At 66.0% G+C, this 17,116-nt stretch carries 17 protein-coding genes; 8 read left to right on the top strand and 9 right to left on the bottom strand.

Annotation, left to right across the window (positions count from 1 at the left end; all coding sequences use genetic code 11):
- Positions 1 to 5: 5 nt before the first annotated feature.
- The 6 genes from lipB to AC07PE_RS17490 form a co-directional block, all read right to left on the bottom strand.
- Positions 6 to 716 (bottom strand): lipoyl(octanoyl) transferase LipB, encoded by a 711-nt coding sequence (lipB, locus tag AC07PE_RS17515; RefSeq protein ID WP_498766718.1) that lies wholly within the window; start codon positions 714 to 716, stop codon positions 6 to 8.
- 85 nt (positions 717 to 801) lie between these two features.
- Positions 802 to 1,074, bottom strand: coding sequence for a DUF493 family protein (locus tag AC07PE_RS17510; RefSeq protein ID WP_498766716.1), 273 nt, complete (start codon positions 1,072 to 1,074; stop codon positions 802 to 804).
- 102 nt (positions 1,075 to 1,176) lie between these two features.
- Positions 1,177 to 3,330, bottom strand: a complete 2,154-nt coding sequence (locus tag AC07PE_RS17505) for a DUF6600 domain-containing protein (RefSeq protein WP_498766714.1) — start codon at positions 3,328 to 3,330, stop codon at positions 1,177 to 1,179.
- Positions 3,331 to 3,456: 126 nt separating this feature from the next.
- Positions 3,457 to 4,092, bottom strand: coding sequence for a LysE family transporter (locus AC07PE_RS17500; protein WP_498766712.1), 636 nt, complete (start codon positions 4,090 to 4,092; stop codon positions 3,457 to 3,459).
- Positions 4,093 to 4,205: 113 nt separating this feature from the next.
- The gene (locus AC07PE_RS17495) at positions 4,206 to 4,490 is read right to left on the bottom strand and encodes an HU family DNA-binding protein (RefSeq protein WP_498766710.1); all 285 of its coding nucleotides are present in this window, start codon (positions 4,488 to 4,490) and stop codon (positions 4,206 to 4,208) included.
- A 121-nt stretch (positions 4,491 to 4,611) separates the two neighbouring features.
- Positions 4,612 to 4,839, bottom strand: coding sequence for a BrnA antitoxin family protein (locus tag AC07PE_RS17490; RefSeq protein ID WP_498766708.1), 228 nt, complete (start codon positions 4,837 to 4,839; stop codon positions 4,612 to 4,614).
- A gap of 195 nt (positions 4,840 to 5,034) precedes the next feature.
- Between AC07PE_RS17490 and AC07PE_RS17485 the strand changes: the two genes are divergently transcribed.
- Positions 5,035 to 5,967 carry a DUF808 domain-containing protein gene (locus tag AC07PE_RS17485; RefSeq protein ID WP_498766706.1) on the top strand — a complete coding sequence of 311 codons (933 nt, stop codon included), beginning with the start codon at positions 5,035 to 5,037 and terminating at the stop codon, positions 5,965 to 5,967.
- A 129-nt stretch (positions 5,968 to 6,096) separates the two neighbouring features.
- Positions 6,097 to 8,601 (top strand): TonB-dependent receptor plug domain-containing protein, encoded by a 2,505-nt coding sequence (locus AC07PE_RS17480; protein ID WP_498766704.1) that lies wholly within the window; start codon positions 6,097 to 6,099, stop codon positions 8,599 to 8,601.
- Between the two features lie 91 nt (positions 8,602 to 8,692).
- Here AC07PE_RS17480 and AC07PE_RS17475 read toward each other — a convergent pair whose 3' ends face one another.
- On the bottom strand, positions 8,693 to 9,160 hold the full coding sequence (locus AC07PE_RS17475) for a hypothetical protein (protein ID WP_498766702.1): 468 nt from the start codon (positions 9,158 to 9,160) through the stop codon (positions 8,693 to 8,695).
- A gap of 22 nt (positions 9,161 to 9,182) precedes the next feature.
- Here AC07PE_RS17475 and AC07PE_RS17470 point away from each other — a divergent pair, with 22 nt between their 5' ends.
- From AC07PE_RS17470 to AC07PE_RS17455, 4 genes are all read left to right on the top strand, one after another.
- Entirely contained in the window at positions 9,183 to 10,508 is a 1,326-nt protein-coding gene (locus tag AC07PE_RS17470) for an SDR family oxidoreductase (RefSeq protein ID WP_498766700.1), read from the top strand.
- Positions 10,508 to 10,975 carry a DUF2269 family protein gene (locus tag AC07PE_RS17465; RefSeq protein WP_498766698.1) on the top strand — a complete coding sequence of 156 codons (468 nt, stop codon included), beginning with the start codon at positions 10,508 to 10,510 and terminating at the stop codon, positions 10,973 to 10,975. The genes AC07PE_RS17470 and AC07PE_RS17465 overlap by 1 nt, the downstream gene beginning before the upstream one ends.
- A gap of 30 nt (positions 10,976 to 11,005) precedes the next feature.
- A complete protein-coding gene (locus AC07PE_RS17460) occupies positions 11,006 to 12,751 on the top strand; it encodes a DUF885 domain-containing protein (protein WP_498766696.1) in 1,746 nt (581 codons plus the stop codon).
- A 250-nt stretch (positions 12,752 to 13,001) separates the two neighbouring features.
- On the top strand, positions 13,002 to 14,018 hold the full coding sequence (locus AC07PE_RS17455) for a zinc-dependent alcohol dehydrogenase family protein (RefSeq protein WP_498766694.1): 1,017 nt from the start codon (positions 13,002 to 13,004) through the stop codon (positions 14,016 to 14,018).
- Positions 14,019 to 14,060: 42 nt separating this feature from the next.
- On the opposite strand, the gene AC07PE_RS17450 is transcribed toward AC07PE_RS17455, so the two are convergent.
- Positions 14,061 to 14,837 carry a glutaminyl-peptide cyclotransferase gene (locus AC07PE_RS17450; RefSeq protein WP_498766692.1) on the bottom strand — a complete coding sequence of 259 codons (777 nt, stop codon included), beginning with the start codon at positions 14,835 to 14,837 and terminating at the stop codon, positions 14,061 to 14,063.
- Between the two features lie 104 nt (positions 14,838 to 14,941).
- Here AC07PE_RS17450 and AC07PE_RS17445 point away from each other — a divergent pair, with 104 nt between their 5' ends.
- Together AC07PE_RS17445 and AC07PE_RS17440 are read left to right on the top strand one after the other, a co-directional pair.
- Positions 14,942 to 15,367 carry a DUF7684 family protein gene (locus AC07PE_RS17445; protein WP_498766690.1) on the top strand — a complete coding sequence of 142 codons (426 nt, stop codon included), beginning with the start codon at positions 14,942 to 14,944 and terminating at the stop codon, positions 15,365 to 15,367.
- Positions 15,368 to 15,442: 75 nt separating this feature from the next.
- A complete protein-coding gene (locus AC07PE_RS17440; protein ID WP_498766688.1) occupies positions 15,443 to 16,459 on the top strand; it encodes an XdhC family protein in 1,017 nt (338 codons plus the stop codon).
- 12 nt (positions 16,460 to 16,471) lie between these two features.
- Here AC07PE_RS17440 and AC07PE_RS17435 read toward each other — a convergent pair whose 3' ends face one another.
- Positions 16,472 to 17,089 (bottom strand): LysE/ArgO family amino acid transporter, encoded by a 618-nt coding sequence (locus AC07PE_RS17435; protein ID WP_498766686.1) that lies wholly within the window; start codon positions 17,087 to 17,089, stop codon positions 16,472 to 16,474.
- Positions 17,090 to 17,116 lie beyond the last annotated feature (27 nt).

The raw sequence follows: 17,116 nt of genomic DNA, 5'->3' as shown, positions 1-17,116 counted from the left end.
GCTCTTTACCCCGCTAGGGTCTCGGTTGGTTTGTTCGTTGCGGCGGCCGGCGTTCCGGCTTGGTCTTCGTCCGGAGACAGGTAGTCGGCCAGGGCCTGCGCCAATGCCTGCTGCACATCGTGCAAGGGCGCTTCCACGCCCATGGTGCGCATGTCCACCGTGGCCAGCCCGGAATAGCCGCACGGGTTGATCCAGGTGAAGGGCGCCAGGTCCATCGCCACGTTCAGCGACACGCCGTGGTAGGTGCAGCCGTTGCCGCGCACTTTCAGGCCGAGGGCGGCGATCTTGGCGCCCTTGCGCGGTCCGTCGGCCATGTAGATGCCGGGGGCGCCTTCGACACGTTCACCCGCCAGATTATACGCCGCCAGCACATCGATGACCGCCTGCTCGATCTTGTTGACGAACTGGCGCGCATACAGTTTGCCGCCCGGTTTGTTGCGGCGCAGGTCCATCAGCAGATAGATCACGACCTGGCCGGGGCCGTGGTAGGTCACTTCGCCGCCACGGTCGGTCTGCACGACGGGGATGTCGTGCGCGCTCAGGATATGGCCGCGGTCGGCGCCGAGGCCGAGCGTGTACACCGGCGGGTGTTCGACGATCCAGAGTTCGTCGGGGGTGTCGGGCGTGCGCGCATCCGTGAAGGCGCGCATGGCGGCGAAGACGGTGTCGTAATCGGCGCGGCCGAGCTCCCGGATGGCAGGGCGGTTCGCTGGCATGGAAACTGTGGGGACAGGAATGGAATGCCTCGACATTATAAGCCAGGCTCATTTCCTGCGCCCGCAGGACCTCCGATACTGTTGCTTAGAGGACGACTTTGACCATCGGATGCTTAGACAGCTCGGTGTACAGCTTGTCCAGCATCTCGCGGCTGGTTGCACGAACGGTAACAGTCAGGCCGGTATAGTTGCCTTTGCCCGAAGGACGCACTTCCATCCTGCCTTCATGGAAAGTCGGGTCGTGCAGCACGATCAGCTCGAGGATGGTCGGGGCGAAGGACTCATGCGTCGCGCCCATCACCTTGATCGGGAAATCGCTGGGGTATTCGATGAGGGATTCTTTCGGGTCCATGGCCACTCCTGTAAAACCCGCATTGTAGCCAAAGTCCCGTGATCGCGTATCCGCGTGGGCAGCGTCGATGACGCCGGCTGCCCACGCGGCAGGTGCAGCTGCCTGGCTCTAGCGATCCTGCTCGCCGCGCTTGCGCTCCTCGACGCGCGGATTGGACGCACGCGGTGCAGGTGCACTGGCCTGCGGCGCCGCTTGCGGCGGCGGAGCAGGGCGCGCCACCGGGGCCGGTGCGGGCGCTGCTGCCGGCGCCGGGGCCGGAGGCGCCGCGCGCTGCGGCGCTTCGCGGCCACGTTCGCCGTCGCCGCGCTGCGGACGCTCGAAGCGCGCCTCGGGCACCGGCCGCGGGGCCGGCTGGGGCGCCGCCATCACGGCGGTTTGCTGGACCGGTGCGGCCGGCGCCGCCATCGACACCGGCGGCTGCTGCGGACGGTGGCGCTCGCGGCGGTCGTCGTCGTCGCGGCGCTCGCGGCGCGGCTCGTCGTTGCCACGGCCGTCGCGATCGTCGCGGCCATCGCGCCGATCGCGGTTCGCCTCGTTCCAGCCGCCGCGTTCCTGGCGCTGCCAGCCCGGCCCATTCGGCGCCTGCAGCGGCGGCGTGTTGGCCGTCACCGGCTGCGGGGTTCCCGCCACGTGCGGGGTCGGGCTCACCACCGGCTGGGCCGCCGGCGGGATGTGCGGCGTCGGGCTGACCACAGGCTGGGCCTGGACCGGCGCGGCCGGCGGCACCATGCCGGGCGCCTGCTGCTGCACGGTGCCTGGACGCGGGCGCGCAAAACCGTCGCGCTCGACGCGGGCGGTCTCGATCCGATCCGGAACGCCATTGCCGTTGCGGTCGACACGGCTGGTCTCGATCCGGTCCGGAACGCCGTTGCCATTACGGTCGGCACGGTTGCCCTCGAAACGGTCCGGCACGCCGTTGCCATTGCGGTCGGCACGGTTGCCCTCGAAGCGGTCCGGGCGGCCATCGTGGTCGCGATCGGCCATATTACCGCGGTGCGGACGCTCGGGCGGCGCCGGCGGCGCGCTGGCCGTCGGGATGCCGATGTTCCTGCCGTTATGCGTCATGGCCGGCGGCACGGTGGCGATCGGCGCCTTCGGCACGTTGACCCGGCCGCCGGGGCCGAAGCGGTCCTGCGGCACCACGGTCAGGCCGTTCGGACGGTAGTCGCGCGGGCGGCGCGGATCGGGCCGCACGTGGTGGTTCAGCCAGCGCAGGCGGTCTTCGGACACGTGGTAGGAGGGCACGTAGCGGTCGTGCGGCGACAGCGGGTACCAGCCGAAGCCGGGACGGCGGCTGCGGTCGCGGAAGGTGATGTTCCAGTCGATTCCGCCGACCCAGCCGACTAGCGCCGGCGCCCACACCAGGCGTTCGGCGCGGCCGCCGGGCGCCCAGGCCCAGTGGCGGTTCACGTAGACCCAGCGTCCATAGTGGAAGGGCGCATAGCCCCAGGGCGCGTTGTCGACCCAGGTCCAGCCCCAGGGCTCGATCCAGGTCCAGCTGCCATCGCGGTAGGGCACCCAGTCGGCGGCCACGCTCGGCGTCCACAGCGGGCCGTACTCGCTGTCGGACTGCCAGCGGCCGTAGCGGTCGAGGTCTTCGTAGCCGGTCATCTCCGACGTCACGTAGCGCGCCGAGGCGGCGTTGTCCTCGATCCGGTCGCGCGAGGCCGACCAGCTGTCGAAGGCATCCTGCATGGCGCTGGCGGTGCGCATGTCGTCGTCCGTCACTTCGGCGCGCTTGCCGGCGCGGACCGTCAGCTGGGAGCCGCCGGATTCGACCAGGGCCACGCCGTCGAACACGCTGACGGCGCTGGTGTCGCGCACGCGCTCGGTGTCGACGCGCACCCGGCCCGGCTGCTGCAGGCGCACGCGCGCCTGCGGGGTGACCAGTTCGAAGCCGCGCAGCACCTCCGCATTCAGCACGCGTACGTTGGCGCTGCCGTAGTGCAGGCGCAGGCGGATGCTGTCGTCGTCCAGTTCGATCACTTCGAGCGAGGAATCGCCGTCCAGGCGGATCGAGGTCGAGCCGATCCGCAGCTCGGTGCGGGCGCCAGGGGCAGTGGTGACCAGATTGCCCGAGGTGACCGGCCAGTTGACCTGGGCCTGGGTCATTTCGGAGCCGAGATCGCCGCCGATGCTGACCGCGCCCTGGGTCAGCGCAACGCGGCCGACGCGGCCCGGCGGTTCATCCGCGGCCACGGCCAGCGTGGACAGGGTCGCGAAGGCCAGCGCCAGGGCTGTCTTCAAAATCGAATTGGACATCGTGGTCTCCAGCGTGGGATTGTTATTAGGGTTTATACCCGCTTACAACGCATCAGGAAGCGGGCCAGACGACGCCAGTTACAAATCGTTGCGAAACAGCTATTGACGTTACACAGCGCAGAGCTCTTAGCCGTGGCTGCGCTTTACGAGGAAGAGCAGACACCCCATCACGATCAGCACCGCGCCAAAGAAGCGGTTCTGCATCTTGACCGCATGCTCGTCACGGAAGAAGCGCTGCATGGACGAAGCCAGGAAGGCGTAGCCGTGCATCACGGTGGTATCGATGGTGACCATGGTCACGCCCAGGATCGCCAGCTGCAGCAGCATCGATCCTTCTTTCGAGATGAACTGGGGCAGCACCGCGACCATGAAGATAATGCTCTTCGGGTTGGTCGCGTTGGTCAGGAAGCCGGTCAGCACGCGCTGGCCGAAGGAAGGATGGGCGGCCAGGCCGGCAGCCGAGACCTCGGTCGGGCGGGCCTTCGAGCGCCACTGGCCGATGCCCAGCCAGATCAGGTAGAGCGCGCCGGCGATCTTGACCGCGGTGAACACGGAATCGGAGGCCAGCACCAGCGAGCCGACGCCGGCGCCGGCGATGACCAGCACCAGGATCAGGCCCAGCTGCAGTCCCAGCACGGTGGCGCTGGCCTTTTTCAGCCCGTAGGCGAGGCCGTGCGACATCGACAGCACGGCGCCGGAACCCGGAGAAATGGCGATCAGGACGCCGGCGATGACGAATGCGATCCAGGTGGAGAGCAGCATGCTGGGATGGGAATAGGGGGATGAAACGGAAACGGGCGGGGCGCGCAGCAACCGGCATGCTGCCGGAGCCGCGGCCCGCCGCGGTGGAGCACCTGAGCGCTCCAGAGCGGAGCTTACTTCTTCTTCGGATTGACGGCGGCCTTCAGGGTCGCACCGGCAGCGAAGCGCGGGGTCTTCGATGCGGCGATCTTGATGACTTCGCCGGTTGCCGGGTTGCGGCCTTTGCGGGCAGCGCGTTTGGTGACCGAGAAAGTGCCGAAGCCGGTGATACCGACCGTGTCGCCCTTTTTCAGGCGCTCGGTGACGATGTCGATGATGGTGTTCACTGCCTCGTTGGCAGCGGCACCCGACATTTCGGTACGCTTCGCAAATTCAGCGATCAGTTCGCCTTTTTTCATAAATCCTCCGGGTTGAAAGAGCCGGAAGATTAGCATAATTACTTGCTCTATGTAATCTACAAACAAGGCGTACGTTTGTCGTACGCCCTGTCGTGGCAGGCTTCCTGCGTTTTTTGCAGGTTCAGGCCGGCACGAACGGTGCCTCCTGCACAGCCAGACGGGTGCGCAGGGCGGCGTTGATCAGGGTCTGGTAGCCGGTGCCGGTGCGCTCGGCGCGCGAGCGGAACTCGTCCAGGACCTCGTCGTCGAGGTAGATCGTGATGCGGGTCTTGCGCTTCGGCGGACGGGCGCGGCGGCGCGGCGCGAGCGGCAGGTCGAGGGCTGCGAAATTGGCGAGGTTCGTGGTCATGGCATCTCCTTCGTCGGCAAGGCTGCTGTACCGCAGCCAATGTTGTCACTATACGTAGGGTCCGCCGGACGCTCCGCCGGAAAGCGACGAGATGCAGATTTCCGGGGATGAAACGCAAAAAACGCGTCTGAACCGTGTGAAGAAGTCGTGAAGCCTCGGTTAAGATGTGGCCATCTTGATATTGGAGGCGGAACAATGGCTGCAGGCAGTTTGCTGGCGTTAATCGACGACATCGCGAGCGTTCTCGACGACGTCGCCCTGATGAGCAAGGTGGCAGCCAAGAAGACGGCTGGCGTGCTGGGCGACGACCTGGCCCTGAATGCCCAGCAGGTGACCGGCGTGAACGCCGACCGCGAACTGCCGGTGGTGTGGGCGGTCGGCGTGGGCTCACTGAAGAACAAGGCGATCCTGGTGCCGGCCGCGCTGGCGATTTCCGCCTTCCTGCCGCAGGCGATCACGCCGCTGCTGATGGTGGGCGGCGCCTATCTCTGCTTCGAAGGTTTCGAGAAACTGGCCCACAAATTCCTGCACAGCGCCGCCGAAGATGCCGCCCACGAGGAGGAACTGGCGCAGGCGCTGGCGTCCAACGCCGACATGTGCGAAGTCGAGAAGGAGAAGATCAAGGGTGCGATCCGTACCGACTTCATCCTGTCGGCGGAAATCATCGTGATCGCGCTGGGCGTGGTCAACGCGCAGGGCGCCTCCTTCGGCGCCCAGGTGGCGGCCCTGGTCGCGGTGTCGATCGCGATGACGGTCGGGGTCTACGGCATCGTCGCCGGCATCGTCAAGATCGACGACCTGGGACTGTATTTGAGCCGCAAGAGCGGCAGCGCCACGCGCGCCATCGGCAACATGCTGCTGAAGGGCGCGCCGATGCTGATGAAAGCGCTGTCGGTGATCGGCACCGTCGCCATGTTCATGGTCGGCGGCGGCATCATCGGCCATGCCTTCGAACCGCTGCACCATGTTGCGGAAAGCGCCGCGCACGCCGTGGCCGGGGTGCCGGCGATCGGAGGCCTGCTGGCGGCAGTGACGCCGACCCTGATCGATGCCGTGGCCGGCGTGATCGTCGGCGCCGTGGTCCTGCTGGCCGTCACCATCGTCCAGCGCCTGCGCGGGAAAAAATAGCTTACGCCTTCCTTACATGCAAATTGAATAACTACGGTGTTGCGTAATTACATCTAAGCAATTAGGCGAATTGACAAGGCCAAACCCGCGCGACAGTATCGTTGGCATCCCAACAAGAAGGACCAAGAGATGAAACAACGATTTGCACCGGAAAGAACCGTACTCGCCTTATCGATTGCCTCGCTGTTCGCCGGCGCCGCGGCGCAGGCCCAGGAAACCGTGGACAGCGCCAACGCCACCCCTGCCAACGCCGCCACCGTGGTCGTCACCGGCACCCGGGTTGCCAACCGCACCGCCCTGGACACCGCTTCGCCCGTCGACATCATCTCCGCCGACTCCCTCAAGACCAGCGGTTCCACCGAGCTGAACCAGGCTCTGTCGGTGGCCCTGCCTTCGCTGAACTTCCCGCGCCCCGCGCTGACCGACGGTACCGACACGATCCGCCCTGCCACCCTGCGCGGCATGGCGCCGGACCAGTCGCTGGTGCTGGTCAACTCGAAGCGCCGCCACGCTTCCTCGCTGGTCAACCTGAACGGCAGCATCGGCCGCGGTTCGGCCTCGGTCGACCTGAACACGATCCCGTCGGGCATGGTCAAGACCATCGAGGTGCTGCGCGACGGCGCCGCCGCCCAGTACGGCTCGGATGCGATTTCCGGCGTGGTCAATGTCCGCCTGCGCACCGACCGCAGCGGCGGCGAGGGCACCGTGGTCTACGGCCTGCACAAGACCGAATACGATCTGCTGAACGACGTCGCCCCGGCCGGCGCCACCTGGACCGCACCGAGCTCGCGCAAGCGCACCGACGGCCAGACCACCACCGTCAGCGCCTGGAAGGGCCTGCCATGGGGCGAAAGCGGCTTCATCACCCTGGCCGCCGAATACAAGAACCAGGAGCACACCGAACGCGCCGGCTACGACATGCGCCAGCTGTACCCGAAGGTCGGCACCGCCTATGACCCGCGCGAGCTGACCATCAACCGCTTCGACGCCTGGTACGGCGAGCCGGAAGTCAAGCAGTCGACCCTGTTCGTCAACGCCGGCAACAACCTGAGCGGCGACGTCAAGATCTACGGCTGGGCCAGCTACCAGAACCGCGACGCCCGTTCGGCCGGCTACTTCCGCACACCGCAGGATGTGCGCAACATCCCCTCGATCTACCCGGACGGCTTCCTGCCGATCATCGCCCCGACCGTCAACGACTACAGCGCCGCCGGCGGCGTGACCTGGACCCTCGGCGACTGGGACATGGATGCATCCATCGTCTACGGCAAGAACACGATGGATTACGAAATCCAGAACACCCTGAACCGCTCGATCGGCCCGACCAGCAAGACGGTGTTCGACGCCGGCGGCTACGGCTACGACCAGACGGTGCTGAACCTGACCGGTGTGCGCAAGGTCGACATGCCTTCGCTGGCTTCGCCGCTGAACGTGGCGGTCGGCATCGAAGCGCGCCGCGAAGGCTACCAGCTGAACGCCGGCGAACCGGATTCCTACCGCTACGGCGGCGTGGTACTGGCCAACGGCACCCCGGCCGCACCGGGCGCCCAGGTGTTCCCGGGCTTCCGCCCCAGCAACGAGACCAACGCCCACCGCAATGCGATCGGCGCCTTCGTCGACCTGGAAGCGAACGTCACCAAGGAACTGCTGCTGTCGGCAGCGGTACGCGGCGAGCATTACTCTGACTTCGGCAGCAACCTGTCGGGCAAGCTGTCGGCGCGCTACGACTTCAGTAAAACCTTCGCCCTGCGCGGCGCGGTGCAGAACGGCTTCCGTGCGCCTTCGCTGCAGCAGCAGAACTTCACCTCGACCTCGACCAACTTCATCAACGGCGTGCCGTTCGAAATCACCACCTTCAAGCCGACCGACCCGGTGGCGGTGGCGCTCGGCGCCAAGCCCTTGAAAGCCGAGAAGTCGACCAACTACTCGCTGGGCGCGGTGATGCGCTTCGACCCGCTGACCGTGACCGTGGACGCCTACCGCATCGACGTCACCGACCGCATCATCCTGTCGGAGAACCTGACCTCGGCGGCGGTGCGCAACTACATCGTCTCGCAAGGCTTCACCGGCGTGGGCGGCGGCCGCTTCTTCATCAACGGCGTCGACACCAAGACCACCGGCGTCGACATCGTCGCCAACTACCCGCTGAACCTCGGCGCCAGCGGCCGCTTCGACTTCACCCTGGCCGGCAACTTCAACCACACCGAAGTCACCAAGGTGCCGACCACGGCCCAGCTGGCGGCCCTGAACCCGGCGCCGGTGCTGTTCGACCGCCTGAACGTGCTGACGCTGGAGAAAGGCCAGCCGAAGAACAAGATCACGGCGAGCGCGAACTGGAAGCTGGCGCAGTGGGGCGCAACCCTGCGCGCGACCCGCTACGGCGAGGTGCTGTCGCCGGGCACCACGGCTGCCTTCGACTTCAATCTGGGCTCGAAGACCATCGTCGACCTGGAAGCCCGCTATGCCCTGACGCCGAAGATGAACCTGGCCGTGGGTGTGGATAACGTGTTCGACCAGTATTCGGAGACCTTGCCGCCGTCCCTGAATACGACCAGCAACACGCCGTTTGCCAACTACACGCCGTTCGGTACGGGCGGGCGTTACATCTACGCTCGCGCGAACTACAGCTTCTGATCCGTGTTACCCGTCGTTCCCGCGCAGGCGGGAATCCATACGTCGCGTGCTTAGTGCCTCCGTATGGATTCCCGCTTTCGCGGGAATGACCTCATGAGCGCCGGTTAAGCATCGCCCCCAGCGCCAATCCCATCCCGAACATCGCATACACCGCCGCCAGCGATGGCCGCGACAAGTGCTTCTCATACCCCGGCTTCAACCGATCCGGCGTAAGCTGGTAGTCGACGAAGCAGGCCACCGCCGACGCCGCGGTGCCGACGCCAAGCGTCAATGCGGTATTCTTACGGTCGAGCAGCTCGCCGCACAAACGCTCGACGATCACCGACCAGAACGTGGCGCTGCCATGGTGGATCAGGTAGCCGGGCAGGGTGTAGCGCGCAGAGGGTTCATGGTGATGCGCCGCCTTGTCGCCATAAATCCAGTGGCTGACGGCGTTGGTCGGCGCATAGGCGCTGCCCGCTTCGCGTTTGCCGAGGGCAGCCAGCGCCGCGGTCGACAACAGGCTGGAGGTGGCGCCGCCGACCAGGCCGCGCTGCAATGCGGTTTTCCAGGCTTCCATATCGTCTCCAAGAAAGGTGTGCATGCGGATTTTATTGACGGGCGCCAGCGGATTTATCGGGCACCACCTGCTGCAGGCGCTGCTGGCCGAAGGCCATGAAGTCGTCTGCGCGGTGCGCCGGCCGAAACAAAGCACCGATCCCCGCCTGTCCTTCATCCATGCCGACTTCACCAACGATACCGACAAATCCGTGTGGCTGGCGCGCCTGTCCGGCATCGAGGCCGTGATCAACACGGTCGGCATCCTCCGCGAAAGCGGCCGGCAAACCTTCGACAAGCTGCACGTGCAGACCCCGCGCGCGCTGTTCGCGGCCTGCGCCGAATCGCACGACGTGCACATGGTCGTGCAACTGTCCGCGCTGGGCGCCGACGCCCAGGCCGATACCGCCTACCACCTGTCGAAGAAGGCCGCCGACGACTACCTGGCCTCGCTGCCGCTGCGCGCCGCCATCGTCCAGCCCTCGCTGGTGTACGGCAGCGACGGCGCCAGCGCGCGCTTGTTCAAGGCGCTGGCGTCCATGCCTTTTGCCGTGCGCTTCGGCGATGCGCTCCAGCTGGTGCAGCCGATCCACGTCGACGATGTGGTCGCCGCCATCGTCGCCCTGCTGCGCCGGCGCCTGTACGTCGACCAGGGAGATGCGCTGGGCCAAACCGCGTCCGCCGGCACCGCCCAGCGCATCGCCCTGGTAGGACCGGAAGCGCTGCCCTTCACCGATTACCTGGCGGCCTTGCGCCGCGCGATGGGGATGAACAGGCTGCGCGTGCTGCGCCTGCCGGGCAGCATCGCGCGCGCGCTGGCGCGTGTGGGCCGCTGGCTGCCGGGCGGCCTGCTCGATCCCGAAGCCCTGCGCATGCTCGACCGCGGCAACACCGACGACCCCGGTCCCACCCTGCGCCTGCTGGGACGGCCCGCGCGCAGCATCGCCTCCTTCGTCACCGATCCGCGCGCCGAGCGTGCGCGCGCCAAACTGGACTGGCTGCTGCCCGTGCTGCGCATCAGCATTGTGCTGGTGTGGATCGCTACCGCCATCGTGTCCGCCTTCGTGTATCCGGCAGCCGGCAGTTACGAGCTGCTGGCACGCACCGGCATCCCGCCGGAACTGCAGCCGCTGATGCTATATGGCGCCTCCGCCTTCGACATGCTGATGGGCCTTGGCATCCTGTTCCTGCATGGCCGGCACCGGCGCTGGCTATGGCTGGCACAATTGGGGCTGATCGGTTTTTACACGATCGCGATCACGATAAAACTGCCGGAGTTCCTGGTCCATCCCTACGGGCCGCTCACCAAGAACCTGCCCATGCTGGCCGCCATCTGGCTGCTGTATCAACTGGAAGATGAGGAAACCTGATGGAATACCTGGTCGTGAAATGGCTGCACATACTGTCGTCGACCTTCCTGTTCGGCACCGGCCTTGGCTCCGCCTGGTACATGCTGTTCGCGAACGTCAGCAAGGATGTACGCGCAATCGCCGTGGTCAGCCGGTACGTGGTCATTGCCGACTGGCTGTTCACGGCCACCACCGCGATCGCCCAGCCGGCCACCGGCTTTTACATGATGCACCTGGCCGGCTATCCGATGAGCAGCAAGTGGATCATGTGGTCGCTCACCCTGTACGTGCTGGCCGGCGCCTGCTGGCTGCCGGTGGTGTGGCTGCAGATCCGCATGCGCGACATCGCGGCGGAGGCGGCGCACAGCGGCGCCGAGACGCTGCCGCCGCTGTACTGGAAATACTTCAAAACCTGGGTCGCGCTGGGCATTCCGGCCTTCATCGCCTTCGTCTTCATTTTCTGGTTCATGGTCAGCAAGCCGGTCTAGAATGCGGGGTCGCCCTTTCAAAGGATAGTCATGTCCCGCTTCAAGCTTGGTCTTGCCTTCGTTCTCGCATCCGGCAGCGTGCTCGCCGCCCCACCGGCCTGGGTCGCACGCAGCGACGCCTATACCCAGCCCGTCCTGAAGGACACCGGCAAGTATCACCCCGAGGATTCGACCCAGCTGGGCGACGAGAGCTTCGACACCATGGTCGCCGACTTCAAGCCGCGCGACTACGAACGCGAACTGGCCGACACCGAAAAGCGCCTTGCCGATCTGCGCCGCCAGCGCACGCTCGAAAAGGACCCGAAGGTGCGCCAGGACCTGGACATCCTGATCGACTCGCGCGAAAAGCAGGTCGCGACCATGAAGCTGGAGCGCCAGTACCTGCTCGACTACACCAACGTCGGTGAACTGGTGTACGGCGGCCTGCGCGCTTTGCTCGACCCGCGCAACAAGCCGGAGCGCCAGAAGCTGGCCCTGGTGCGCCTGAAGCGCTATGCCGGCAAGGAAGCCGGCTATGCACCGATTGCGACACTGGTGCGCGCCCGTACCGAGGAGCGCCTGGCGAACAAAGCGCTGATCGGCCCGTATATCGAGGAGGTCCAGAAAGGGCTGAACAACAACGCCACCTACCTGGACGGCATCGAAGACCTGTTCAAGAAAGCGAAACTGACGGGCTGGGAAGCCGATATGGCAAGCCTGCGCCAGCAGGTAAAAGACTACGACGCCTTCGTGAAGAGCAGCATCCTGCCGCGCGCGCGCAAGGAAGTGCGCCTGCCGGAAGCGATCTACGTGAACCGCCTGCGCAACGTCGGCGTCGACATCGCGCCGGAGCAGATGATCGAACGCGCCAGCTTCGATTTTCAAGAAGTGCGCGACCAGATGCAGGTGGTGGCCAACACCATCGCCGCCCAGCGCGGCCTGCCTTCGAGCGACTATCGCGACGTCATGCGCGAGCTGAAGAAGACCGCGATCCCGTCCGACCAGCTGCTGCCCTACTACCGCGACAGGCTGAAAGACATCGAGGCCATCATCCGCCAGCACGACCTGGTGACCCTGCCCACGCGCGAAGCAAATATCCGCACCGCGACCCCGGCCGAGGCGGCGCGTTCGCCCGCGCCCTTCATGAATCCGCCGCGCATGATCGGCAACACCGGGGAATACGGCGAATTCGTGATCCCGCTGGCCAACCCGAACGCCAAGTCGAAGGAGAAGATGAACGACTTCGACTTCGCCGCGATGTCCTGGACCCTGGCTGCGCACGAGGCGCGCCCGGGCCACGAGCTGCAGTTCGCGTCCATGGTGGAGCAGGGCATGTCGGTGGCGCGCGCCCGCTTCGCCTTCAACAGTACCAACGTCGAGGGCTGGGGCCTGTATTCGGAAGCGCTGGTGCTGCCCTACATGCCGCCCGAAGGCCAGCTGGTGTCGCTGCATGCGCGCCTGCTGCGCATGGCGCGCGCCATGCTCGACCCGCAGATCAATCTGGGCCGCATGACGCCGGAAGAAGCGAAAAGCTTCCTCATGAAGGAAGTGGTGCTGTCCGAGCCCTTCGCGCAGTCGGAAGTGGACCGCTATTCCTACCGCAGCCCCGGCCAGGCCACCGCCTACTACTACGGCTATGTAAAACTGCGGGCTTTGAAGACCCTGGCCGAGATCGAGCTGGGCGAGCGTTTCAAGTTAAAAGCCTTTAACGACTTCGTTATCGCCCAGGGCATTCTGCCGCCGAAGCTGATGCGCGAGGCGGTGCTGAACGATTTCATTCCGGCGCAGAAACGATAAACCTATCTTGCGCCGCCGCCCCGGGGTTTTTCGGTAAGCTTGTCTCCAACCCTTTTATCTACAGGACGGAGATAATTATGCGCAAGATGATCATGATGGCCATTGCCGGCTTTCTGCTGAAAAAAGTGCAAGCGAAATACATGAAACAGACCTACCACGGCAATCCGGTGCGCCGCGCCTGACACCACTGCCACCTCAGTCACGAGCCCGTTCCTGCTGCAGGGCGGGCTTTTTTTAACGGAGGGCAACGATGCGGGCTTACCAGATTCTCCCCGGCGATGGCATCGACGGACTGCAGTGCGTGGATTTTCCCGAGCGTGAACTGGGCCTTGGCGAGGTGCGCGTGCGCGTGCATGCGGTGTCGCTGAACTACCGAGACCTGATGGTTGCGAGCGGCAACTACCTGGTCACTGTCGACGATCCGATCATTCCCTGCTCGGACGGCGCCGGCGAAGTGCTGGCGGTGGGCGCGGGCGTGAGCCGGGTGCAGGTGGGCGACCGCGTGGCCGCCTCCTTCTTCCCCTGGTGGCAGGACGGCCCGACCGGACCGGACAAGATCCGCCACGCGCTGGGCGGCGACATCGACGGCATGCTGGCCGAGGAAGTCGTGCTGCCGGAAGACGCGCTGGTGAAAGTCCCGCCGGGGATGAGTTTCGTCGACGCTTCCACCATGCCCTGCGCCGGCGTGACCGCCTGGAACGCGATCTTCGAATCGAGCAATGGCATCCGCCCCGGCGATACCGTGCTGCTGCTGGGTACCGGCGGCGTTTCCGTGCTCGGCCTGCAGCTGGCCATCGCGGCGGGGCTGAACACCATCATCACCTCGTCCAGCGACGAGAAGCTGCAGCGCGCCAGAGAACTGGGCGCGCACCACACGATCAACTACCGCACCTTCCCGGAATGGCAGGAAGAGGTGCTGCGCCTGACCCATGGCGTGGGCGCGCACGTGGTGCTGGAAGTGGGCGGGCAGGGCACCGTGAACCGCTCGGTGGCGTCGACGGCGATGGGCGGCAGCGTCGCCATCATCGGCGGCGTCAGCGGTTTTGGCGGAGAAGTGAATCCGGCCACCCTGCTGGCCGGGGCCAAGCGCATGGTCGGCATCTACGTCGGCAGCCGGACCATGCTGGACAAGGTGATGCGCTTTGCCGATACCAGCGGCCTGCAGCCGGTGGTCGACCGCGTGTTTACGTTTGACCAGGTAAGGGAGGCTTATCGCCACATGGCATCGGGCTCGCACTTCGGCAAGGTGGTGATCGCCGTCGCGTGATGGCGGTAGGGTGGGCACACCGTGCCCACGCGTGAAGCCGGCTTAGCGGCGAATTTGTACGAGCTCGATCTCGTACAGCTTCGGCCACAGCTTGCCGGTCACGTACAGCTTGCGGTGCTTGCCGTCATACGCGATGCCGTTCAGGACCGCGTCGACCGAGCTGGTGCCGCGCTGCGCCGGCGGCAGCAGGTTCGTCAGGTCGATCCAGCCGACCACGTTGCCGCTGGCCGGGTCGATGCGCGCGATCACGTCGGTGCCCCAGACGTTGGCATAGATCTCGCCGTCGACGATTTCCAGTTCGTTGAGCTGGGTAATCGGCTTGCCCTCGGCCGTCACGCGGATGCGGCGCCGCTCTTCCAGCGTCTTCGGATCGAGGATGCGGATCTCGGCGCTGCCGTCGCTCATGTAGACGTTCTTCTCATCGCTGGCCAGGCCCCAGCCTTCGCCCTTGTAGTTGAAGCGGCCCTTCAGCGCGAAGGTCTTCGCATCGTAGATGAAGCCGACGTTCGACTGCCAGGTCAGGCCGACGATGGTGTCGCCGACCGGGGTCGAACCTTCGCCGAAGTACTCGTCCGCGAGCGCCTTCTTCTGCAGCACCTTGCCGGTCTTGAGGTCGACCTTGCGCAGTGTCGACTGGCCCTTCTGGCCGGTGCTCTCGTACAGCTGGCCGTCCTTGATGAACAGGCCCTGCGTAAACGCCTGCGGATCGTGCGGGTAAGTGTTCTTGACCACGAAGCCGTAGACCGGGATGGCGGCCTGGGCGAAGCTGGCGCCAGCAAACAGCACGGCGGCGAGGGCGAAGGATGCGGATTTCTTCAAGGTGGAGACTCCTGGTGCGGTGACGGCATAGTATGCCAGCAACGCGCCACCGCCGAGCCGGTTGACTCACGCGCGGCGGCGGCCGATGTTAAGCTTGCGCCATCATGCAAAAGAAGATCCTGACTTACCTGCAGCTGCCGCCCGGCAGCGAGCCGCCTTCCCTGGACCACCTGTCGCCCTTCCTTGCCATCGTGCTGGCCGAGGAAGAGGTCGATGAGCTGTGGCAGGCCGAGATCAGCCGCTGGCTGGTGGCGTCCGGCTGCCGTTACCTGCTGGCCTGGGGCAAGGATTGCAAGGCCTGGCACGACATGGTCGAGGATGCGGCGCTGGAAGCCTTCGATTACGAAGAGGTCCCCGAGGAGCACGCCGTGATCGCCACCTGGCACGAGGACGAGGACCGCGAAGAGGTGTTCTGGTTCGCCAAGCACCGCGCTGTCCACCCCAGCCACAGCTTCAAGGCCACCGTCATCCTCGATATCTCGTCGCTCGGCCGCAAGGACGAGATCGAGCAGGCATACGCCGACGCGTGAGCGCAGCCGTCCGGAGCGCCTTGCGGATTTGCGTTAGCATGCGGTCTGCATCTGCTGCTGAATAAAGGAACCGGAATGGACAGTATCGACCTCGAAGTGCTGCACGCCTGCGCGCAATGGATCCGCGACGGATTTCAATGCGAGTACGTGACCGTGGTGCGCACCTGGGGCTCGAGCCCGCGTCCGGAAGGCGCGACCATGGCGATCCGCGCCGACGGCCTGGTGGTCGGTTCCGTCTCCGGCGGCTGCATCGAGGACGACCTGATCGCCGCGGTGCGCGAGCAGGGCATCACCCGCACGCGGCCGGAAGTCGTCACCTATGGCATCTCGGCCGACGAGGCGCACCGCTTCGGCCTGCCCTGCGGCGGCACGATCCAGTTGGTTGTGGAACCGCTGGGCGCGCACAGCCGCATGGACGAACTGCTGGCGCTGGCGCAGCGCCGCATGCTGACGCGCCGCAGCCTGCAGCTGGAGACCGGCGCGGTCGAGCTGTCCGCGGCCGCGCCCGAAGACCAGCTGCGCATGGCGGAGGGCGTTCTGGTCACCGTGCACGGCCCGCGCCTGCGCATGCTGATCATCGGCGCCGGCCAGCTGTCGCAATTCCTGGCGCAGATCGCGGTCGGGCTGGAATACCAGGTGACGGTGTGCGACCCGCGCGAGGAATACCGCGGCAGCTGGAGCCTGCCGGGTGTGGACGTGGTCCACGCGATGCCGGACGACGTCGTGCTCGAGATGAAGCTCGACAGCCGCAGCGCCGTGATCGCCCTGACCCACGACCCCAAGCTGGACGACCTGGCCCTGATGGAAGCGCTGAAAACCGACGCGTTTTATATCGGCGCGATCGGTTCGCGCGTGAACAATGCGCGGCGTCGCGAGCGCCTGCGCGAATTCGACCTGACGGAAGCGCAGATCGCAAAGCTGCACGGCCCGATCGGCATCTACATCGGCAGCAAGACGCCCTACGAGATCGCAGTGTCCATCCTGGCCGAACTGACCGCCGTGAAGAACGGCGTGGCGCTGCCGGTGCAGATGTCGGTGGAGGGTGGCAAGGCGCTGGCGCGGGATCTGCCCGAGAATCCACTGGCCGCCTGAGTCCTTGACGCTTCAGGCATCCTTCAACAGCAGGATCGCCAGCACCAGCATCGTCGTTCCCGTAAAAGCCTCGATCGCACGCCACACCATCGGCCGCCCCAGCACGAAGGCGCAGCGGCGCGCGCCCAGGCCGAGCAGGGAAAACCACAGCAGCGAAGCCGTCATCGCACCAAGCGCGAAGGCGTCGCGGTGCCCGGCCGCCAGACTGCCGCCGACGGCGCCCAGCAGCACCACGGTGTCGAGGTAGACGTGGGGATTCAGCAGCGACATCGCCATCACCGTCACCAGTGCGCGGCGCGCAGTGGGTGGCTGCTGCCCGGCGGCGGCCGGCCCGGCAGCGCCGCCGCGCACGGCGCTGGTCCAGCAGCGCAAGCCGTACCACAGCAGGAACAGGGCGCCGCCATAGCGCGCGGCCGCCAGCAGCCAGCTCGAAGATTCCACTAACTTGCCCAGTCCCGCCATGCCAAGCGCGATCAGGGTGACGTCGACGACGATGCAGGCCGCCACCGTCAGTCCCACGTGCCGGCCGCTGACCCCGGTGCGGATCACGTGCGCGTTCTGGGCGCCGATCGGCATGATCAAGCTGGCGCCCATGCCCAGCCCCTGTAGAAATACCTGCTGCGAAAACATCGTGCGCTCCTGTTCGTAAGATCGACA

Source organism: Telluria sp. GW821-FHT07G12 (genome assembly GCF_059418525.1).
The sequence above is the reverse complement of the archived record's forward strand: the minus strand, read 5'-3'. Positions and strand labels throughout refer to the sequence as shown.

Excerpts from the sequence above, each read along its gene's own strand:
- lipB (WP_498766718.1), bottom strand. The coding sequence starts at position 716 with ATGCCAGCGAACCGCCCTGCCATCCGGGAGCTCGGCCGCGCCGATTAC.
- AC07PE_RS17505 (WP_498766714.1), bottom strand. The coding sequence starts at position 3,330 with ATGTCCAATTCGATTTTGAAGACAGCCCTGGCGCTGGCCTTCGCGACC.
- AC07PE_RS17500 (WP_498766712.1), bottom strand. The coding sequence starts at position 4,092 with ATGCTGCTCTCCACCTGGATCGCATTCGTCATCGCCGGCGTCCTGATC.
- AC07PE_RS17495 (WP_498766710.1), bottom strand. The coding sequence starts at position 4,490 with ATGAAAAAAGGCGAACTGATCGCTGAATTTGCGAAGCGTACCGAAATG.
- AC07PE_RS17490 (WP_498766708.1), bottom strand. The coding sequence starts at position 4,839 with ATGACCACGAACCTCGCCAATTTCGCAGCCCTCGACCTGCCGCTCGCG.
- AC07PE_RS17485 (WP_498766706.1), top strand. The coding sequence starts at position 5,035 with ATGGCTGCAGGCAGTTTGCTGGCGTTAATCGACGACATCGCGAGCGTT.
- AC07PE_RS17480 (WP_498766704.1), top strand. The coding sequence starts at position 6,097 with ATGAAACAACGATTTGCACCGGAAAGAACCGTACTCGCCTTATCGATT.
- AC07PE_RS17475 (WP_498766702.1), bottom strand. The coding sequence starts at position 9,160 with ATGGAAGCCTGGAAAACCGCATTGCAGCGCGGCCTGGTCGGCGGCGCC.
- AC07PE_RS17470 (WP_498766700.1), top strand. The coding sequence starts at position 9,183 with ATGCGGATTTTATTGACGGGCGCCAGCGGATTTATCGGGCACCACCTG.
- AC07PE_RS17465 (WP_498766698.1), top strand. The coding sequence starts at position 10,508 with ATGGAATACCTGGTCGTGAAATGGCTGCACATACTGTCGTCGACCTTC.
- AC07PE_RS17460 (WP_498766696.1), top strand. The coding sequence starts at position 11,006 with ATGTCCCGCTTCAAGCTTGGTCTTGCCTTCGTTCTCGCATCCGGCAGC.
- AC07PE_RS17455 (WP_498766694.1), top strand. The coding sequence starts at position 13,002 with ATGCGGGCTTACCAGATTCTCCCCGGCGATGGCATCGACGGACTGCAG.
- AC07PE_RS17445 (WP_498766690.1), top strand. The coding sequence starts at position 14,942 with ATGCAAAAGAAGATCCTGACTTACCTGCAGCTGCCGCCCGGCAGCGAG.
- AC07PE_RS17440 (WP_498766688.1), top strand. The coding sequence starts at position 15,443 with ATGGACAGTATCGACCTCGAAGTGCTGCACGCCTGCGCGCAATGGATC.
- AC07PE_RS17435 (WP_498766686.1), bottom strand. The coding sequence starts at position 17,089 with ATGTTTTCGCAGCAGGTATTTCTACAGGGGCTGGGCATGGGCGCCAGC.